Source organism: Pseudomonas sp. JC1203 (assembly GCF_056175065.1).
Genome location: NZ_JBWCAM010000001.1, coordinates 422,512 through 440,489 on the forward strand (window position 1 = coordinate 422,512; position 17,978 = coordinate 440,489).

At 64.7% G+C, this 17,978-nt stretch carries 22 protein-coding genes; 5 read left to right on the forward strand and 17 right to left on the reverse strand.

The genetic code is table 11. From position 1 onward, the window contains the following. Positions 1-18: 18 nt before the first annotated feature. On the forward strand, positions 19-813 hold the full coding sequence (locus AC0SZ7_RS02055) for a thiazole synthase (RefSeq protein WP_027980163.1): 795 nt from the start codon (positions 19-21) through the stop codon (positions 811-813). Positions 814-914: 101 nt separating this feature from the next. Further along, on the forward strand, positions 915-1,562 hold the full coding sequence (gene trmB / locus AC0SZ7_RS02060) for a tRNA (guanosine(46)-N7)-methyltransferase TrmB (RefSeq protein ID WP_475502976.1): 648 nt from the start codon (positions 915-917) through the stop codon (positions 1,560-1,562). Positions 1,563-1,660: 98 nt separating this feature from the next. Here trmB and AC0SZ7_RS02065 read toward each other — a convergent pair whose 3' ends face one another. The 9 genes from AC0SZ7_RS02065 to AC0SZ7_RS02105 form a co-directional block, all read right to left on the reverse strand. Then, on the reverse strand, positions 1,661-1,984 hold the full coding sequence (locus AC0SZ7_RS02065; protein WP_475502759.1) for a DUF3392 domain-containing protein: 324 nt from the start codon (positions 1,982-1,984) through the stop codon (positions 1,661-1,663). Positions 1,985-1,993: 9 nt separating this feature from the next. Beyond that, entirely contained in the window at positions 1,994-3,196 is a 1,203-nt protein-coding gene (gene hemW, locus AC0SZ7_RS02070; RefSeq protein WP_475502760.1) for a radical SAM family heme chaperone HemW, read from the reverse strand. Further along, the gene (gene rdgB, locus AC0SZ7_RS02075; RefSeq protein WP_475502761.1) at positions 3,193-3,786 is read right to left on the reverse strand and encodes an RdgB/HAM1 family non-canonical purine NTP pyrophosphatase; all 594 of its coding nucleotides are present in this window, start codon (positions 3,784-3,786) and stop codon (positions 3,193-3,195) included. The genes hemW and rdgB overlap by 4 nt, the downstream gene beginning before the upstream one ends. Then, a complete protein-coding gene (locus AC0SZ7_RS02080; RefSeq protein WP_475502762.1) occupies positions 3,783-4,220 on the reverse strand; it encodes a DUF4426 domain-containing protein in 438 nt (145 codons plus the stop codon). The genes rdgB and AC0SZ7_RS02080 overlap by 4 nt, the downstream gene beginning before the upstream one ends. Before the next feature lie 24 nt (positions 4,221-4,244). Further along, entirely contained in the window at positions 4,245-4,865 is a 621-nt protein-coding gene (metW, locus tag AC0SZ7_RS02085) for a methionine biosynthesis protein MetW (protein ID WP_475502763.1), read from the reverse strand. A gap of 7 nt (positions 4,866-4,872) precedes the next feature. Beyond that, a complete protein-coding gene (gene metX, locus AC0SZ7_RS02090; RefSeq protein WP_475502764.1) occupies positions 4,873-6,012 on the reverse strand; it encodes a homoserine O-succinyltransferase MetX in 1,140 nt (379 codons plus the stop codon). 179 nt (positions 6,013-6,191) lie between these two features. Continuing rightward, complete coding sequence (locus tag AC0SZ7_RS02095; RefSeq protein WP_475502765.1) at positions 6,192-6,782, reverse strand: YggT family protein; 591 nt, start codon at positions 6,780-6,782, stop codon at positions 6,192-6,194. A gap of 9 nt (positions 6,783-6,791) precedes the next feature. Further along, positions 6,792-7,610 carry a pyrroline-5-carboxylate reductase gene (gene proC, locus AC0SZ7_RS02100; protein ID WP_475502766.1) on the reverse strand — a complete coding sequence of 273 codons (819 nt, stop codon included), beginning with the start codon at positions 7,608-7,610 and terminating at the stop codon, positions 6,792-6,794. A 34-nt stretch (positions 7,611-7,644) separates the two neighbouring features. Beyond that, positions 7,645-8,334, reverse strand: coding sequence for a YggS family pyridoxal phosphate-dependent enzyme (locus tag AC0SZ7_RS02105; RefSeq protein WP_475502767.1), 690 nt, complete (start codon positions 8,332-8,334; stop codon positions 7,645-7,647). 66 nt (positions 8,335-8,400) lie between these two features. Here AC0SZ7_RS02105 and AC0SZ7_RS02110 point away from each other — a divergent pair, with 66 nt between their 5' ends. Continuing rightward, positions 8,401-9,435 carry a type IV pilus twitching motility protein PilT gene (locus tag AC0SZ7_RS02110; protein ID WP_475502768.1) on the forward strand — a complete coding sequence of 345 codons (1,035 nt, stop codon included), beginning with the start codon at positions 8,401-8,403 and terminating at the stop codon, positions 9,433-9,435. Positions 9,436-9,457: 22 nt separating this feature from the next. Further along, positions 9,458-10,588: a PilT/PilU family type 4a pilus ATPase gene (locus AC0SZ7_RS02115; RefSeq protein WP_475502769.1), complete on the forward strand. Its 1,131-nt coding sequence runs from the start codon at positions 9,458-9,460 to the stop codon at positions 10,586-10,588. Position 10,589: 1 nt separating this feature from the next. On the opposite strand, the gene AC0SZ7_RS02120 is transcribed toward AC0SZ7_RS02115, so the two are convergent. Then, positions 10,590-11,270 carry a C40 family peptidase gene (locus tag AC0SZ7_RS02120; protein ID WP_475502770.1) on the reverse strand — a complete coding sequence of 227 codons (681 nt, stop codon included), beginning with the start codon at positions 11,268-11,270 and terminating at the stop codon, positions 10,590-10,592. 249 nt (positions 11,271-11,519) lie between these two features. Here AC0SZ7_RS02120 and AC0SZ7_RS02125 point away from each other — a divergent pair, with 249 nt between their 5' ends. Then, positions 11,520-11,939 (forward strand): NINE protein, encoded by a 420-nt coding sequence (locus AC0SZ7_RS02125; protein WP_475502771.1) that lies wholly within the window; start codon positions 11,520-11,522, stop codon positions 11,937-11,939. A gap of 51 nt (positions 11,940-11,990) precedes the next feature. Here AC0SZ7_RS02125 and AC0SZ7_RS02130 read toward each other — a convergent pair whose 3' ends face one another. The 7 genes from AC0SZ7_RS02130 to gshB all read right to left on the reverse strand — a co-directional run bounded on the left by AC0SZ7_RS02130 (position 11,991) and on the right by gshB (position 17,893). After that, positions 11,991-13,262 (reverse strand): dihydroorotase, encoded by a 1,272-nt coding sequence (locus AC0SZ7_RS02130; RefSeq protein WP_475502772.1) that lies wholly within the window; start codon positions 13,260-13,262, stop codon positions 11,991-11,993. After that, positions 13,259-14,263 carry an aspartate carbamoyltransferase catalytic subunit gene (locus AC0SZ7_RS02135; RefSeq protein WP_475502773.1) on the reverse strand — a complete coding sequence of 335 codons (1,005 nt, stop codon included), beginning with the start codon at positions 14,261-14,263 and terminating at the stop codon, positions 13,259-13,261. Before AC0SZ7_RS02135 ends, AC0SZ7_RS02130 begins: the two co-directional genes overlap by 4 nt. An 11-nt stretch (positions 14,264-14,274) precedes the next feature. Continuing rightward, positions 14,275-14,793 (reverse strand): bifunctional pyr operon transcriptional regulator/uracil phosphoribosyltransferase PyrR, encoded by a 519-nt coding sequence (gene pyrR / locus AC0SZ7_RS02140; RefSeq protein ID WP_475502774.1) that lies wholly within the window; start codon positions 14,791-14,793, stop codon positions 14,275-14,277. A 55-nt stretch (positions 14,794-14,848) separates the two neighbouring features. Continuing rightward, on the reverse strand, positions 14,849-15,289 hold the full coding sequence (gene ruvX / locus AC0SZ7_RS02145) for a Holliday junction resolvase RuvX (protein ID WP_475502775.1): 441 nt from the start codon (positions 15,287-15,289) through the stop codon (positions 14,849-14,851). Next, positions 15,289-15,858 carry a YqgE/AlgH family protein gene (locus AC0SZ7_RS02150; RefSeq protein WP_475502977.1) on the reverse strand — a complete coding sequence of 190 codons (570 nt, stop codon included), beginning with the start codon at positions 15,856-15,858 and terminating at the stop codon, positions 15,289-15,291. Before AC0SZ7_RS02150 ends, ruvX begins: the two co-directional genes overlap by 1 nt. Before the next feature lie 64 nt (positions 15,859-15,922). Further along, on the reverse strand, positions 15,923-16,828 hold the full coding sequence (locus AC0SZ7_RS02155) for an energy transducer TonB (RefSeq protein WP_475502776.1): 906 nt from the start codon (positions 16,826-16,828) through the stop codon (positions 15,923-15,925). A 111-nt stretch (positions 16,829-16,939) separates the two neighbouring features. Further along, a complete protein-coding gene (gene gshB / locus AC0SZ7_RS02160; protein ID WP_416427338.1) occupies positions 16,940-17,893 on the reverse strand; it encodes a glutathione synthase in 954 nt (317 codons plus the stop codon). Between the last annotated feature and the right edge of the window lie 85 nt (positions 17,894-17,978).

Consider the following 17,978-nt stretch of genomic DNA (forward strand, 5'->3'; position numbering starts at 1 on the left):
CCCCCGAGAGGAACGACGATGAGCAATCCGCGTACCGACAAGCCCTTCATCCTGGCTGGCCGCACCTTCGAATCGCGTCTGCTGGTAGGCACCGGCAAGTACCGCGACCTGGAAGAAACCCGCCTGGCCATCGAAGCCTCGGGGGCCGAGATCGTCACCGTGGCGGTGCGCCGCACCAACATCGGCCAGAACCCTGGCGAGCCGAACCTGCTGGACGTGCTGCCGCCGGACCGCTACACCATTCTGCCCAACACCGCCGGTTGCTACGACGCGGTTGAAGCCGTGCGCACCTGCCGCCTGGCCCGTGAGCTGCTGGACGGCCACAACCTGGTGAAGCTGGAAGTGCTGGCCGACCAGAAAACCCTGTTCCCCAACGTCATCGAAACCATCAAGGCCGCCGAAGTGCTGGTCAAGGACGGTTTCGACGTGATGGTGTACACCAGCGATGACCCGATCATCGCCCGCCAGCTGGCCGAGATCGGCTGCATCGCCGTGATGCCGCTGGCAGGCCTGATTGGTACCGGCCTGGGCATCTGCAACCCGTACAACCTGCAGATCATCCTGGAAGAAGCCAAGGTGCCGGTACTGGTCGATGCCGGCGTGGGTACCGCCTCCGATGCCACCATTGCCATGGAACTGGGCTGCGAGGCCGTACTGATGAACTCGGCCATCGCCCACGCCCAGGACCCGATCATGATGGCCGGTGCCATGAAGCACGCCATCGTCGCCGGGCGCATGGCCTATCTGGCCGGCCGCATGCCGAAAAAACTCTATGCCAGCGCATCTTCGCCGCTGGATGGTCTGATCAAGTAAGAGCCACCATGACTGAACCGCAAGATACCCCGATCCCTGAAAACGACGACGTGCAGGGTGAGGGCGAGCAGCGCCAACACCGCGCCATCAAGAGCTTCGTGATGCGCGCCGGGCGCATGACCGAAGGCCAGCAGCGCGGCCTGGACCAGGGTGCGCCACTGTTCGTGCTGCCTTTGGCCGACGCGCCGGTGGACTACGACCAGGTGTTTGGCCGCAGTGCCCCGCGCACCGTGGAAATCGGCTTCGGCATGGGCCACTCGCTGCTGGAAATGGCTGCGGCTGCGCCAGAGCACGACTTCATCGGTATTGAAGTGCACCGCCCGGGCGTGGGTGCGCTGCTCAACGGCGTGCTGACCCAGGGCCTGACCAACCTGCGTGTGTACGACACCGATGCGATTGAAGTGCTCAAGCGCTGCATCGCCGACAACAGCCTCGACCGCCTGATGCTGTTCTTCCCGGACCCGTGGCACAAGAGCCGCCACCACAAGCGTCGCATCGTGCAGCCGGCATTCGCCGAGCTGGTACGCAGCAAGCTGAAAGTGGGCGGTGTGCTGCACATGGCCACCGACTGGGAACCCTATGCCGAGTACATGCTGGAAGTGATGAACGTGGCGCCGGGGTATCGCAACCAGGCCGAAGACGGCAAGTGCGTGCCACGCCCGGCCGAGCGGCCGATCACCAAGTTCGAGCGCCGCGGCGAGCGCCTGGGCCATGGTGTGTGGGACTTGAAGTTCGAAAAGGTTGATTGATCCGAGATTGGGTTGAACCCTTCGCGGGCACGGCCCGCTCCTACAGGTGTACCCGCTCGCAGGATGGGCGGGCCGTGGCCGCGCAGCCGCCCGCCCGGTCACTTGCGGTCGGCAACCACGCCAATCAGCACCAGCACCACCAACAGCACCGGCGCCAGGCTGTAGTTATTGAACTGGCTCAACCCCTTCACCACCCACGGCGTGGCATAGATCAATGCCGCACCGCTGCCGATGCAGCACACCAGCGCCATCACCGGTACGCGCAATGCGCCGGCAATGCTACCCAGGCGGGCGTCCAGCCAGGCCTTGATATCCGCACCGAACAGCACCAGCAGGCAACCCACCAGCGCCAGGGCGATTTCCGAAAGGTTGCCACGGCTCCAGCGGGACGCCGTAGCCAGCAGGTTCAACACTAATTCCATGGTCAATCCTTAGGTCAAGAAGTACTGCAGCAGGTCGTTGAGGAACAGCTGGCCTTGGGGTGTGGCAACCAGGCGCGACGGTTCGACCTGCAAAAGGCCTTTTTGTTCGGCCTGGCGGCGCCCTTCGCCCAGGCTTTCCAGGGTCAGGCCGGTGCGTTGCGGGTACAGGTGCGCGTCCACGCCAGCGGTCAGGCGCAGGGCGTTCATCAGGAATTCGAACGGCAATTCGTCAAGCGCCAGCAGCTTCTCGCCGGCCTGGAACGGCTTGGCCGGGTTGAGGTAATCCTTCGGCAGCCGGGTTTTCCAGGTGCGCACAATGCGCCCGTCCGGGTGGCTGAGCTTGCCGTGGGCACCGGCGCCGATGCCGATGAAATCACCGAAGCTCCAGTAGTTCAGGTTGTGCCGCGCCGCCTTGCCCGGCTGGGCGTAGGCCGACACTTCGTACTGGCTGTAGCCATGCTCGGCCAGCAGCGCCTGGCCGGCTTCCTGGATGTCCCATAGCGTATCGTCCTCGGGCAGCACCGGCGGCTGGTTCCAGAACACCGTGTTGGGTTCCAGGGTCAGCTGGTACCAGGACAAATGCGTGGGCTTCAGCGCGATGGCCTGGCGCAGGTCGTCCAACGCTTCGTCCAGCGACTGGTCGGGCAGGCCGTGCATCAGGTCCAGGTTGAAGTTGTCGAAGCCGGCCTGGCGCGCCATGTCAGCGGCGCGGATGGCCTCGCTGCCGTTGTGAATGCGGCCCAGGGCTTCAAGCTTGGCTGCCTGGAAACTCTGGATGCCGATGGACAGGCGGTTGATGCCGAGCTTGCGGTAGGCGCTGAATTTTTCCTGCTCGAAGGTACCCGGGTTGGCTTCCAGGGTGATCTCGATGTCGGGGGCGAAAGGGATGCGTTGCTCAACGCCCTGCAGCAGCCGCCCCAGCGCCTTGGCGCTGAACAGGCTGGGCGTGCCGCCGCCGAAGAAGATCGAGCTCAGCGGGCGCCCGTAGACGGCCGACAGGTCGTTTTCGAGGTCGGCCAGCAGCGCGTCCACGTACTCGTCTTCCGGCAGCTCGGGGCTGGCGGCGTGGGAGTTGAAGTCGCAGTACGGGCATTTGCGCACGCACCACGGAATATGGATGTACAGGGCCAGGGGCGGCAGCACGGGCAATGGCGCCCGCGGTGCTACCGAGGAAAAACCATCCTCACCGGCAAACAGCGTGGTGGTGGTCATGCAAGGCCCAGGCGTTGGCGCAGGATGGCCATGGCGCGGGCGCGGTGGCTCAGCTGGTTTTTCTCCACCGGGCTCAGCTCGGCGCTGGAACAGTCGCGCTCGGGCACCCAGAACAGCGGGTCGTAGCCAAAGCCGTGCTCACCGCTGGCGGCGTGCAGGATGCGCCCGTGCCACAGGCCTTCGCACAGGATGGGCAGCGGGTCGTCGGCGTGGCGTACCAGGGCCAGCACGCAGACGAACTGCGCGCCGCGCTCGGCGTCCGGCACGTCCTTCAGGGCGGCCAGCAGCTTGGCGTTGTTGGCGGCGTCGCCCTGGCCGTCGGCGTAGCGCGCCGAGTAGATGCCCGGGGCACCGCCGAGGAAGTCCACCGCCAGGCCCGAATCGTCGGCCAGGGCCGGCAGGCCGGACAGGCGCGAAGCATTGCGGGCCTTGAGGATGGCGTTCTCGACGAACGACAGGCCGGTTTCTTCCGGCTCTACCTGGCTGAATTCGCCCACCGAGCGCAGCTGCACGCTGCCGCCCAGCATGGCCTGGAGTTCCTTGAGTTTGCCGGCGTTGTGGCTGGCCAGCACGAGTTGCGTGAAGTTCATGAGTCGCCCGGAAAGAGTTCTTGGTCGAAGGTGAGGCGGTGTTCGTCACCGGCCGCCTTGACGCTCAGGTCAAAGGTGTAGGTCGCGTCCTGCGGGATCTGGAACTGTGTCACGTAGGAAACGGCGCCTTGTTCGGTCACCTGGGTGAAGGTCAGGTTTTCCTTCTTGCCGCCAGGGCCGCTGACGGTGCCGCTGATGGCGGCGGGGAAGGACTTGCCGGCCTTTTCCAGCGCCACGTTGAGCACGCCCAGGTTTTTCCCGCGCAGCAGCCCCGCAGCCTTGGCGATGCCGGGCTGGAGGATGCTGGAAGTGATCGCATTGTAATGCACGGTCAGCTCGCCGAACTGTTCCTGGCGGTTTTGCTTGGCCGTGTCTGCGGCGAAAGCCGGCAGGGCGAGGCAGCAGGTCAGCAGGAGCAGGGCGAGCTTGCGCATGATCGATCTCCGTGGGTGGGCAGGTCACACCGCCAGGCGATGCTCCTGCAGGCCCGGGCTGTTGACCCGGTAGATGCCGATTTCACCCAATAGATTAGGCCACAGTTTGCTTGCCCAGCCATGCCTGTGCAGGTGGTCTACCGCCAGACGGTCAAGGACCTGGGCGCTGCGCTCGCGGCACAGCTCTTCGAAGTCCTTGAAGGTGCAGAAGTGAATGTTCGGCGTGTTGTACCAGGTGTATGGCAGGAACTCCGACACCGGCATACGGCCGTTGCGGGCCAGGTACCAGCGGCAGCGCCAGTGGCCGAAGTTGGGGAAGGTGATGATGCACTGGCGGCCCACGCGCAGCATCTCGTCGAGGATGCGGTCAGGGTATTCCACGGCCTGCAGGGCCTGGGTCATGACCACCACGTCGAAGCTGTTGCTGGCGAAGTTGCCCAGGCCCTTGTCCAGGTCCTGCTCGATGACGTTGATGCCCTTGCGCACGCACTCGTTGATGTTGGCGGCGTCGATTTCCAGGCCGTAGCCGGTCACCTGCTTGTTGTCGCGCAGCCAGGCCAGCAGTTCACCGTCGCCGCAACCGAGGTCGAGCACGCGGCTGCCGGCCGGAATCCAGTCCTGGATAATTTCAAGATCGGCTCTCATGGCTTCCTCAGATCGCAATTCGGTTCATGTAGCTGGTGAAGGCCGCCAGGTAACGGGGGATCGGGATCAGGAAGGCGTCATGGCCTTGCGGGGCATCGATCTCCAGGTAGCAGACGTTCTTGCGCGCGGCCATCAGCGCGTCGACGATTTCCCGCGAGCGGGCCGGGGAGAAGCGCCAGTCGGTGGTGAAGGACATCACGCAGAAGTCGGCCGTGGCATGCTTGAAGGTCTCGGCCAGGTCGTCGCCATGCTGGGCAGCCGGGTCGAAGTAGTCCAGCGCCTTGGTCATCAGCAGGTAGGTGTTGGCGTCGAAACGCCCGGAGAACTCTTCGCCCTGGTAGCGCAGGTAGCTTTCCACCTGGAATTCCACGCTGTGGAAGTCGTAGTTGAGCTTCTCGCTTTTCAGGCCACGGCCGAATTTCTCGCCCATGGAGTCGTCCGACAGGTAGGTAATGTGGCCCACCATGCGCGCCAGCATCAGCCCACGCTTGGGGATTACGCCCGCTTCCTGGAACGAACCGCCGTGGAACTCGGGGTCGGTGAGGATGGCCTGGCGCGCCACTTCGTTGAAGGCGATGTTCTGCGCCGAGAGCTTGGGCGCCGAGGCGATGGCCACGCAGTGGCGCACCCGGTCGGGGTAGGTAATGGTCCACTGCTGGGCCTGCATGCCGCCCAGGCTGCCACCGACCACGGCGGCCCACTGCTGGATGCCCAGGTAGTCGGCCAGGCGCGCCTGGCTGTGCACCCAGTCTTCCACGGTGAGCACCGGGAAATCGGCGCCGAACGGCTTGCCGGTGTCCGGGTTGATGCTGCTGGGGCCGGTGGAACCGTTGCAGCCGCCCAGGTTGTTGAGGCTCACCACGAAGAACTTGTTGGTGTCGATGGGCTTGCCGGGGCCGATGCAGCTGTCCCACCAGCCAGGCTTGCGGTCATCGGCCGAATGGAAACCGGCGGCATGGTGGTGCCCCGACAGCGCATGGCAGATGAGGATGGCGTTGCTGGCGGCAGCGTTGAGCTGGCCGTAGGTTTCGTAAATGAGGTCGTAGGCGTTCAGCGCGCGGCCGCAGGCAAGGGCCAGGGGGTCGCTGAAGTGGGCAACTTGCGGTGTGACTAAACCGACGGAATCTTTGGGGAAGACAGTGGACATCGACCCTGCTCTCGCATAAATGAGGCGTAAGTCTAAAGAGCGGGGGGGCTAGCGGCAAGCAATGGAATTGCGGGGGTTGTTGACCTTGTGGGAGCTGGCTTGCCAGCGAGCTTTTCAGCGCCTTACAAGCTCGCTGGCAAGCCAGCTCCCACAATCCTCAGCCTATGGCTTCAGAAGGGCTAGATCAGCATGCGCAGGATGCTTGGCATCATGGTCATGGCGGCGAGGTTGTTGATCACCAGCATGTCCAGCAGCTTGAGCACCATGAACGCCAGGATCGGCGAGATATCCAGGCCGCCCAGGTTGGGCAGGATGCGGCGGAACGGCGCCAGGGCCGGTTCGCAGATCTGGTTCACCAGTTCGGCGCCCGGGTTGTGGCTGCCTGGCGCTACCCACGAGAGGATCACGCTGATGATCAGTGCGTAGAAGAATATCTTCAGGAACAGCGCGGTGACGCCGATGATCGACCAGATCAGCAGCTGCACCGGGTTGCCGGTGGTGCCGTAGGCCAGCAGCAGCGTCAGCGCCATCACCACCAGCTGAATGATGATGGCCAGCAGCAGCGACGACATGTCCAGGCCGAACAGGCTGGGCACGACGCGGCGGATAGGCTTGAGCAGCGGCTGGGTGGCGCGCACCGCGAACTGGCTCAGCGGGTTGTAGAAGTCGGCGCGTACCAGTTGCAGCACGAAGCGCAACAGCACGATCAGCAGGTACAGGCTGCCGACGGTTTGAATGATGTAGATACCTGCGGTGTTCAATCCGATCATGTCGGCTCCTTACTTGCCCAGTTGTTCGGCCATCTCGGCCGAGCGGTGTGCAGCGGCGCCCAGCGCCTTTTCCACCAGGGCTTCGAAACCATCAGCCTGGAACGATTTGATTGCAGCTTCGGTAGTGCCGGCCGGCGAGGTGACGCGGCGGCGCAGTTCGGCGGCGTCGACGTCGCTGGAAACTGCCATGTGCGCAGCGCCCAGGGCGGTCTGCAAGGTCAGCTTGGCAGCGGTTTCGCGCGGCAGGCCGAGCTTTTCGCCGGCCGCTGTCATGGCCTCGATCAGCAGGAAGAAGTACGCCGGGCCGCTGCCCGAGACGGCGGTGACGGCGTCCAGCTGCTGTTCGTCTTCCAGCCACAGGGCAATGCCCACGGCCGACAGCAGTGCTTCGGCCTGCTGGCGTTGCTGCGCGGTGACCTGCGCGGTGGCGTACAGGCCGCTGACGCCCTGGCGCAGCAGCGCCGGGGTGTTGGGCATGCAGCGCACGATGGGCTGCTGGCCCAGCCATTGGGTCATGCTGGCGCAGGTAATGCCGGCGGCAATCGACACCACCACCTGGTTGGGCGCAAGGCTTGGGCGCAGGGCTTCGCATACCGCTTTCATGGCCTGCGGCTTCACCGCCAGCACCACCACGTCGGCGCCTTCCACGGCCTGGCCGTTGTCGGCGAAGGTTTCGATGCCGTGCTCGGCGCTGACGCGCGCGCGGGTTTCTTCACCCGGGTCGCTGGCGCGGATCTGCTGTGCTTCCAGGCCTTGGGCACGCAGGCCGCCGATCAGGCTGGCGGCCATGTTGCCGGCGCCGATAAACGCAATACGAGTCTTGCTCATGTCAGGTCCTTGAGAGGTTGCGGGGGTACCCACGCTACGGCTGCTGGCCATAGTCGCGGGCGCCGAACAGGGCAGTGCCGATACGAACCCAGGTGGCGCCCTGTGCGACGGCGGCTTCCAGGTCGTGGCTCATGCCCATGGATAAAGTGTCCAGTGGCAGGTTCAGGCTTGCTTGCAGGCTGCGCACAGTGGCAAAGGCCGCGTCTTGTTCGGCACGGTCCTGGGTAGGTTCGGGAATCGCCATCAGGCCGCGCAGCTTGAGCCGCGGCAGGGCGGCGATGGCTTGCGCCAGGGCCGGCAGGTCGGCTGCGCTGCAACCCGACTTGCTGGCCTCGCCACTGACGTTGACCTGAATGCAGATGTTCAGCGGTGGCAGGTCGGCCGGGCGCTGCTCGGACAGGCGTTGGGCAATTTTCAGGCGATCCACGGAGTGTACCCAGGCAAAGTGCTCGGCAATGGCACGAGTCTTGTTCGACTGAATGGGGCCGATGAAATGCCAAGTCAAGGGCAGGTCGGCCAATTGCACCTGTTTGCCCAGGGCTTCCTGCAGGTAATTTTCGCCGAATTCGACGACTCCGGCGGCGAACGCCTCGCGAACGGCTTCGGCCGGCTTGGTCTTGCTGACCGCCAGCAGGCCGATGCTGGCCGGGTCGCGCTGCACGGCCCGTGCGGCGGCATCAATTCGGGCGCTTACCCGTAAAACGTTGTCTGCTATCGTGGACATTAATTTGTGCCAGCGGGTCTTGGGGTCCGGGGCATTCTACCTGCTTGTCTGTTTTTGGGGAGTCTCATGGACATTACTGAATTGTTGGCTTTCAGCGCCAAGCAAGGCGCTTCGGACCTGCACCTGTCAGCCGGCCTGCCGCCAATGATCCGCGTCGATGGTGATGTACGCAGAATCAATTTGCCAGCACTGGATCACAAACAAGTGCACGAGCTGATCTACGACATCATGAACGACAAGCAGCGCAAGGACTTCGAGGAATACCTGGAGACCGACTTCTCCTTCGAGGTACCGGGCGTGGCGCGCTTCCGGGTCAACGCCTTCAACCAGAACCGCGGTGCTGGCGCGGTGTTCCGGACCATTCCCTCCAAGGTCCTGACCATGGAAGACCTTGGCATGGGTGATGTGTTTCGAAAGATTACCGATGTGCCCCGCGGCCTGGTGCTGGTCACCGGCCCCACCGGTTCAGGCAAGTCCACCACGCTGGCGGCGATGATCGACTACCTGAACAACAACAAGCACCACCACATCCTCACCATCGAAGACCCGATCGAATTCGTCCACGAGTCGAAGAAGTGCCTGGTCAACCAGCGCGAAGTTCACCGTGACACCCTGGGCTTCTCCAACGCCCTGCGTTCGGCCCTGCGCGAAGACCCGGACATCATCCTGGTGGGCGAGATGCGCGACCTGGAAACCATCCGCCTGGCGCTGACCGCGGCCGAGACTGGCCACCTGGTATTCGGCACCCTGCACACCACCTCGGCGGCCAAGACCATCGACCGGGTGGTGGACGTGTTCCCGGCCGAAGAGAAATCCATGGTCCGCTCCATGCTTTCCGAGTCGCTGCAGGCGGTGATCTCCCAGACCCTGCTGAAAAAGATCGGCGGTGGCCGGGTGGCGGCCCACGAAATCATGATCGGCACCCCGGCCATTCGTAACCTGATCCGCGAGGACAAGGTGGCGCAGATGTACTCCTCCATCCAGACCGGCGGCGCGCTGGGCATGCAAACCCTCGACATGTGCCTCAAGGACCTGGTGGCCCGTGGGCTGATCGGCCGCGATGCGGCGCGCGAGAAGGCCAAGTCGCCAGACAATTTCTGACCCCGGGACGTGAGGGCAGGCCATGGAATTCGAAAGGCTGTTGAAACTGATGGTCGACAAGGCCGGTTCCGACCTTTTCATCACCCCTGGCCTGCCGCCGTCGCTCAAGGTGCACGGCAAGATCATGCCGGTGACCAAGAACGCCATGAGCCCCGAGCAGGTACGCGAGGCCGTGCTGGGGCTGATGAGCGAGCCCCAGCGGCTGGAGTTCGCCACGCACCGCGAGTGCAACTTCGCCATCCATGCCCGTGATATTGGCCGTTTCCGCGTCAGTGCGTTCTGCCAGCGCAGCCTGCCGGCCATGGTCATTCGCCGCATCGAGAGCCGCATTCCCACCTTCGATGACCTGAAATTGCCCGACACCCTCAAGGGCCTGTCGATGATCAAGCGCGGCCTGGTGCTGGTGGTGGGCGCCACGGGCACCGGCAAGTCCTCGACCCTGGCGGCGATGATCGACCACCGCAGCAAACACAGCAGTGGCCACATCATCACCATCGAGGACCCCATCGAGTTCCTGCACGAGCACCAGAGCTGCATCGTCACCCAGCGCGAGGTGGGCATCGACACCGACTCCTTCGAAGTGGCGCTGCGCAACACCCTGCGCCAGGCCCCGGACGTGATCATGATCGGCGAGGTGCGCAGCCGCGAAACCATGGGCCAGGCCCTGAGCTTCGCCGAGACCGGCCACCTGTGCGTGGCCACGCTGCATGCCTCCAACGCCGACCAGGCGCTGGAGCGGGTGATCAGTTTCTTCCCTGTGGACCGCCACAGCCAGGTGTGGATGGAGCTGTCGCTGAACCTGCGCGCCATCATCGCCCAGCAATTGGTGCCCACCCCGGATGGAACTAGTCGGCGCGCCGTGGTCGAAATCCTGGTGAATACGCCACTGGTGGCCGACCGTATCCGCAAGGGCGAGGTGCCGGGCTTGAAGACGTTGATGCGCCGCACCAATGACCAGGGCATGCGTACCCTGGACCAGGCGCTGTACGAGTTGTACCGGGAGAAGGCGATCAGCTACGAGGACGCGCTGGCCTACGCCGATTCGGCGAATGACCTGCGGTTGATGATCAAGCTGGAGTCGAGCACGGGCGCGGAGCCCAGGGAGGGGTTGAACCTGGCGCCGGAAAGAGGCCCGGCGCCAGGTTCACGCTGAATCAGCGCTGGACCACGCGCATGGCCTGGTCTTTTGGCAGCACGCGTTTGGCAACCACGTAGTGTTCCTGCCAGTACGGCTTGTTCAGGGTATCGATGGTCACCGACTTGCCGCGACGCGGCGCGTGGATGAAGCGATCGTTGCCCAGGTAGATGGCCACGTGGTTGACCCGGCGGCTCTTGATGTTGAAGAACAGCAGGTCGCCCGGTTTCAGGTCCTTCTGGTCAACCTTCTGGCCGTGGCCGGCGGCCATGGCGTTGGAGGTGCGCGGCAGGTCTACCGCATGCACGTCATTGAAGGCGTATTTCACCAGGCCACTGCAATCGAACCCTTTACTTGGGCTGCTGCCGCCCCAACGATAAGGGGTACCCAGGACGTTCACCGCGCGCGACAGCACATCGCTGCTCTGCTTGGGGGACATCTGGGCCACTGCGCCGGTGACCGGGCTGTTGCCGCTGCTGCGGCCGTGGCGGTTGCGCCCCGACTGCTTCTTGCTGCGGCTGGTGGTCTTGCTGGCAATCACCTCGGCACGTTCAACCGGGGTGGTGGTGTGTTCCGCAGCACCGGTCTTGGCAGCATGGCCGGTGAAGCCGGAAGGTAGTCTTTGCTCACGATTGGTGGCGTGGGCGGCCAATGGCAATAATAGGCAGATGGTTAGCCATGTCTTCAAAAATGGACGCATTCGGCAAGGCTCTTGTGGGTAAGCGCGCAACTTTATAACAGCTTTTTGATCAGTTTTTAACCCGCTGGTCGGCAGTGATCCTGATCGAAAAGTGATCAATCTACGGCAAATTCCCACAATTTTTGCGTGGAAGTCAGGCGGGGCAAGGGTTTGCCCGACTCGGTGGTCACACAACCACACGTCGGCACGAGACAAAAAAGTCACATAAATGTTTAGAAAATTTAATTATCAGAGGGTACCAAGCCGCTCATGAACAGCTATCAGCAAGACAGCCAACGCCAGGACACCCACAGCGTGGTGCTGGGTTACCTGCTGTGGATTTTCGGTTTCACCGGGTCTCACCGCTTCTATTACGGCAAGCCGATCACGGGCACGTTGTGGTTCTTCACCTTTGGCCTGTTCGGCATTGGCTGGCTGATCGACCTGTTCCTGATACCGGCCATGGACCGCGAGGCGGACATGCGTTTCTTCGCCGGGCCCACCGACTACAGCGTGGCGTGGATCCTGCTGACGTTCCTGGGGGTGTTCGGGGTGCATCGCATGTATCAGGGCAAATGGATCAGTGGCCTGATCTACCTGCTCACGGGCGGATTCTTCCTGATTGGCGTGCTGTATGACTTCTGGACGCTGAATGACCAGATTTCGCTGAAGAACGCGCAGAACCGATAAGCAGCGGCGCCTGGGGGCGCGGCCTGGCGGCCGCTGCTACAGGGATTTGCGTCAGCCGTTGTGGGCGATGTGGCCGTCCACCAGGGTGTAACGCACCACGCCCGGCAGGGTATGGCCGATGAACGGGCAATTATCACCCTTGGACAGCCAGCGCTCGCCCGCCACGGTGGAGACGTTGCGGGCGAACAGCACCAGGTCGGCCGGGCCACCCACTTTCAACTCGCCCACCGGCAGGCGCAAGGCTGCGGCGGGCCCGCTGCTCAGGCGTGCCAGCAGGGTGGGCAGGTCCAGCAGGCCATCTTCCACCAGGGTCAGTGCCAGTGGCAGCAACAGCTCGACGCTGCTGATGCCCGGTTCCGTGGCCCCGAACGGCGCCAGCTTGGCGTCGCGCTCGTGTGGCTGGTGGTGGCTGGAAATGGCCTGGATCACCCCCGACTTCACCCCTTCACGCAAGGCATCGCGATCGGCGCGGGTGCGCAGCGGCGGCTGCACGTGGTACAGGCTGGAGAAGTCGATCAGCGCCTCGTCAGTGAGAATCAGCTGGTACAGCGCCACGTCAGCCGTCACGGGCAGCCCGCGGGCCTGGGCCTGGGCAATCAGCTCGACGCCACGGGCGCTGGTCAGCTGGCTGAAGTGCGCGCGCACGCCGCTCTGTTCCACCAGCAGCAGGTCACGTGCCAGCGCCACGGTCTCTGCCGTTTCCGGGATGCCGGCCAGGCCCAGGAAGCTGGCAGTGGGGCCTTCATGGGCGAGGCCGCCCTGGGCCAGGTCGCGGTCCTGGGAGTGGAATACCACGGTCAGGTCAAAGGTTGCGGCGTATTCCAGCGCCCGGCACAGGGTGCGGGTGTTCTGGAAGCTTGCCAGGCCGTTGCCGAACGCCACGCAGCCGGCGTCGCGCAGCGCCACCAGTTCAGCCAGCTGTTCGCCTTCCAGGCCCTTGCTCAGGGCGCCGATGGGGAACACCTTGGTGTGGCCGGCCTCGCGGGCGCGGTCCAGTATCAGCTCGGCCACCGCCGAGGTGTCCAGCACCGGCTTGGTGCGCGGTGGGCAGCACAGGCTGGTGACGCCACCGGCAGCGGCGGCGCGGGTTTCGCTGGCAATGGTGCCCTTGCGGCTGTAGCCCGGCTCGCGCAGGGCCACGCTCAGGTCCACCAGGCCAGGGGCGGCGATCAGGCCGTTGGCTTCCAGGGTCTGGCTGGGCACGAAGCCTGCGGGCGCTTCGCCCATGGCCAGCAGTTTGCCTTCGCTGATGTGCAGGTCGGTGACCTGATCCAGGCCGGTGGCCGGGTCAATGACGCGAGCGCCGAGAATACTGAGGCTCACTGGGCGTTCTCCTGGTCGAATTGACGCTGGGCATTCTGGCCGCTCATGGCCATGGACAGCACGGCCATGCGCACGGCGATGCCGTAGGTGACCTGGTTGAGGATGACCGAGTGGGCACCGTCGGCCACCGCCGACTCGATCTCCACCCCGCGGTTGATGGGGCCGGGGTGCATCACGATGCAATCGGGCTTGGCGCCGGCCAGGCGCGCGGTGGTCAGGCCGAACAGGCGGTAGAACTCGCCCTCGCTGGGCAGCAGGCCGCCGGCCATGCGCTCGCGCTGCAGGCGCAGCATGATCACCACGTCGACGTCCTTCAGGCCTTGCGCCAGGTCGGTGTACACCTTGACGCCGTACTGCTCCACGCCGACCGGCAGCAGGGTCTTGGGCGCCACCACGCGGATGTCCGGGCAGCCCAGCGCCTTGAGCGCGATCATGTTCGAACGGGCTACCCGCGAATGCAGGATATCGCCGACGATCGCCACCGACAGGTGTTCGAAGCCGCCCTTGTGCCGGCGGATGGTCAGCATGTCGAGCATGCCCTGGGTAGGGTGCGCGTGGCGCCCGTCACCGCCGTTGATGATGGCCACCTCCGGGCAGACGTGCTCGGCAATGAAGTGCGCGGCGCCGGAGTCGGCGTGGCGCACCACGAACATGTCGGCAGCCATGGCCTCCAGGTTGCGCAGGGTGTCGAACAGCGTCTCGCCCTTGCTGGTGGACGAGGTGGAGACGTTCAAGGTGATGACGTCCGCCGACAGCCGCTGGGCCGCCAGTTCAAAGGTGGTGCGGGTGCGTGTGGAGTTCTCGAAGAACACGTTGCACACGGTCTTGCCGCGCAGCAGCGGAACCTTCTTGACCGCCCGCGCGCCCACTTCCAGGAACGAGTCGGCGGTGTCGAGTATTTCGGTCAGCAGCTCGCGGGGCAGGCCGTCCAGCGAGAGAAAATGGCGCAGTTGGCCCTGGTCATTGAGCTGCAGCGGGCGCTTGGCGTCGATAGGCGTCATCGCGGGGACTCTTAAAGGGCGGGGGCGGTGGCAAGGTCCTGGCGCTCAAGGGCGAGCGGGGCGGGGCCGGTCAGTTTTACCCGTTCATGGGGCGCCAGCGACAGGGTGGCACCGACGATGTTGGGGCGGATCGGCAGCTCGCCGGCGTCCAGGTCCAGCAGGCTGACCAGGGTGACGCTGGCCGGGCGGCCGTAATCGAACAGCTCGTTGAGGGCTGCACGAATGGTGCGGCCGCTCATCAGCACGTCATCCACCAGAATCAGGTGCTGCCCCTCGATTTCAAACGGCAGGTCCGAAGGCCGCACTTGCGGGTGCAGGCCGTTCTGGCTGAAGTCGTCGCGGTAGAAAGACACGTCCAGGGTGCCCAGCGCAGCATCGCTGCCCAGCGCTTCGAGCAAGGCCCTGGCCACCCACACGCCACCGGTGCGAATGCCGATGAAGCGCGGCTCGGTGATGTTGCGCCGGGCCAGGTGCGCCTTGAGGTCGACCGCCATCTGGCTGATCAGGTGGGCGGGGTTTGGAAGGCTCATGACTTGCTCCTTGAGAAACCGGGCGGCGCGCGCCCGGCGGTGCAACGGGGGTTGTTCAGGAACCGAACTGACCGGCGTTTTCCTCCAGCCAGCCCTGTAGCAGCAGGGCGGCGGCAATGGCGTCCACCGGGTTGTCGCGGTAGGTGCCTTTCTGGCCGCCACGGTCGCGGCGCTGGCCCTTGGCCTCGAAGGTGGTCAGGCGCTCGTCGTGGGTATGCACCGGCAGGTTGAAGCGGCCATTGAGGCGGCGGGCGAACTTCTCGGCGCGCTCGCACATCTCGCTGGGGGTGCCGTCCATGTTCAGGGGCAGGCCGACGACGATGGCATCGGGCTTCCATTCCTTGATCAGGGCTTCTACCTGGTTCCAGTCGGGCACGCCGTTCTGGGCCTTGAGGGTGCACAGCTCGCGCGCCTGGCCGGTGATGACCTGGCCCACGGCCACGCCGATCTGCTTGGTGCCGTAGTCGAAACCCAGCAATAGACGAACCGCGGCCATCAAGCGTGCCCCGCCTGGTTGGTGAGCAGGCTGAGGTTCACCCCCAGCAGGGCGGCGGCGGCGCTCAGGCGCTGCTCGCTTTCCATGCCGAACAGGATGTCGGCGTCGAAGGGGCAGGTCAGCCAGGCGTTTTCGGCCAGTTCGGCCTCCAGCTGGCCGGCTTCCCAGCCGGCGTAGCCCAGGGTGATCAGGCTCTGTTTGGGCCCCAGGCCGTCGGCGATGGCGAACAGCACGTCCTGGGAGGTGGACAGGGCAATGCCGCCCAGGTCGACGGTGGCCTGGTAGGTGGGGCCGCTGGGGTGCAGCACGAAGCCGCGGTCGGTCTGTACCGGCCCGCCACTGTAAATGGGGATGAGCTGGCAGCTGGCCGGCGGATCGATGTCCGGGCGCAGTTGCTCGAGGATATCGGCCAGGTTCAGTTCCTGGGGCCGGTTGACCACCAGACCCATGGCGCCATTGGCCGTGTGCTCGACGATGTAGGTCAAGGTCTGCGCAAAGTTCGGGTCCGCCATGTGGGGCATGGCGATCAGGAATTGATGCTTGAGGTAACTCGGATCGACGTTCTTCATGGCTTGTAGTGTGGCGCCGCCCAGGCGGGCTGACAAGCCGACTTTCAAGACTGTTTCGTGCCGATCAGTTGCTGGAAAGGCGATCACCCTTGGCGAAACGCCAGGTGCGGATGATTTCCAGGCGGTCGACGTCCGAGAGGTCGCCGGTGAACGGCGCGAACGGCGCGGCCAGGCGCACGATACGCTGGGCGGCCTGGTCCAGCAGCGGCTGGCCGGAGGACTCCAGCACCATCACGTCGTACAGCGAGCCATCGCTGTTGATCGAGACCATCAGCCGCAGGCTGCCGTAGATTTGCTGGCGGCGGGCCTCTTCGGGGTAGTTGAGGTTGCCGATGCGCTCGACTTTCTTGCGCCAGTCGTCCTTGTACCAGGCGCCCTTGTCACGCATGGTCGAGGCGGCGGTCAGGCGGTGGATGCGCGGGCGCTTGGCGTACAACTGCTGCTCGTGGGCCAGCTCGGCTTCCAGGCTGGAAATCTCGCTGGAGAGCTTGGTGCTGTCGAAGTCGGGCGTGGCTTTTTTCGGCTGGGCGTCCTGCTTGACCACGTCGCGGCGGGTGTCGACCTTCTGCGGCTTGGGTGCCACCGTGGTCACGGCCTTCTTCACCGGCGCGGTCTCGGGCTTGACCTCGGGCTTGGCCACCGGCGGCGGGGTGACCTTGTTGATGACGTTGTCCTGGAACGGCGCCACCTCGGTCGTCTTGGGCAGTGCCTTCTTGTCCAGCGTGCCGCTGCCTTGCTGGTTGTCCTGCGCCAGGTAGTCGGCCTTCTTCGGCGCCTTGGCATCCTTGAAGGTGGACAGGGTTATTTCCAGGGTCTGGCGGATCTCTGCCGGCTTCACCATGGTGAAGCTCACGCCCAGGATCAGCGCCACGTGCAGCAGGGCGGCGACGAACAGCGTGAAGCCGAGCCGGTCCGCCGGGCGCACGGAAGCACGGGAATACTTGGCAGGAAGATCGGTTGCGGCAGTCATCGGGTATCCGGCAGTCATGCAGTGCGGGGGTCAGTCCGCCAGCGCACGCCCCACAGCTGAAAAAGGGCGTGCATCATAACGCACTGTGCGGAAAAACCCCCGGCTTGTAGCTCAGCGGGCCTTGAGCTTGCGATCGATGGCATCCATCAGCTGGCCGCCGATGTTGGTGCCGAAGGCCGCATCGATCTCGCGGATGCAGGTGGGGCTGGTGACGTTGATTTCGGTGAGGTTCTCGCCAATCACGTCCAGGCCCACGAACAGCAGGCCCTTGGCGCGCAAGGTAGGGCCGACCTGCTCGGCGATCCAGCGGTCCTTGTCGCTCAGCGGGCGCGCTTCGCCACGGCCACCGGCGGCCAGGTTGCCACGGGTTTCGCCGGCTGCAGGGATGCGCGCCAGGCAGTAGGGCACGGGCTCGCCGTCGATCATCAGGATGCGCTTGTCGCCGTCCTTGATGGCCGGCAGGTAGCGTTGCGCCATGATCTGCTGGGTGCCGTTGGCCGTCAGGGTCTCGAGGATCACCGACAGGTTGGGGTCGCCGGGGCGGTGGCGGAAGATCGAGGTGCCGCCCATGCCGTCCAGCGGCTTGAGGATGACGTCGCCGTGCTCGGCGGCGAACTCGCGCAGAATGTCGGCACGGCGGCTGACCATGGTGGGTGGCGTCAGCTGCGGGAACAGCGTGGCGAACATCTTCTCGTTGCAGTCACGCAGCGATTGCGGCTTGTTGACCACCAGCACGCCGTCGTTCTCGGCCTGCTCCAGCAGGTAAGTGCTGTAGACGAATTCCAGGTCGAAGGGCGGGTCCTTGCGCATCAGGATGACGTCGAGGTCGGCCAGCGGCGCGTCCACTTCGGACTCGAACTCGAACCAGTGCTCGGGGTTGGCGAACACTTTCAGCGGGCGCATGCGGGCGCGGGCCTGGCCCTTGGCCTGGTAGAGGTCCTGGATCTCCATGTGGAACAGGGTCCAGCCGCGTTCCTGGGCAGCCAGCAACATGGCCAGCGAGCTGTCCTTTTTGTAGGAGATTTCGGCGATGGGGTCCATGACAATGCCGAGGCGTACGCTCATGGGAAGCTCCTTTGGGCGGCTTCGGCCGCCGTGGACAGGTCTTGAAAAGTGGCGTCAGGGTGGCGCTGACAGGCCGCCGGGTCAA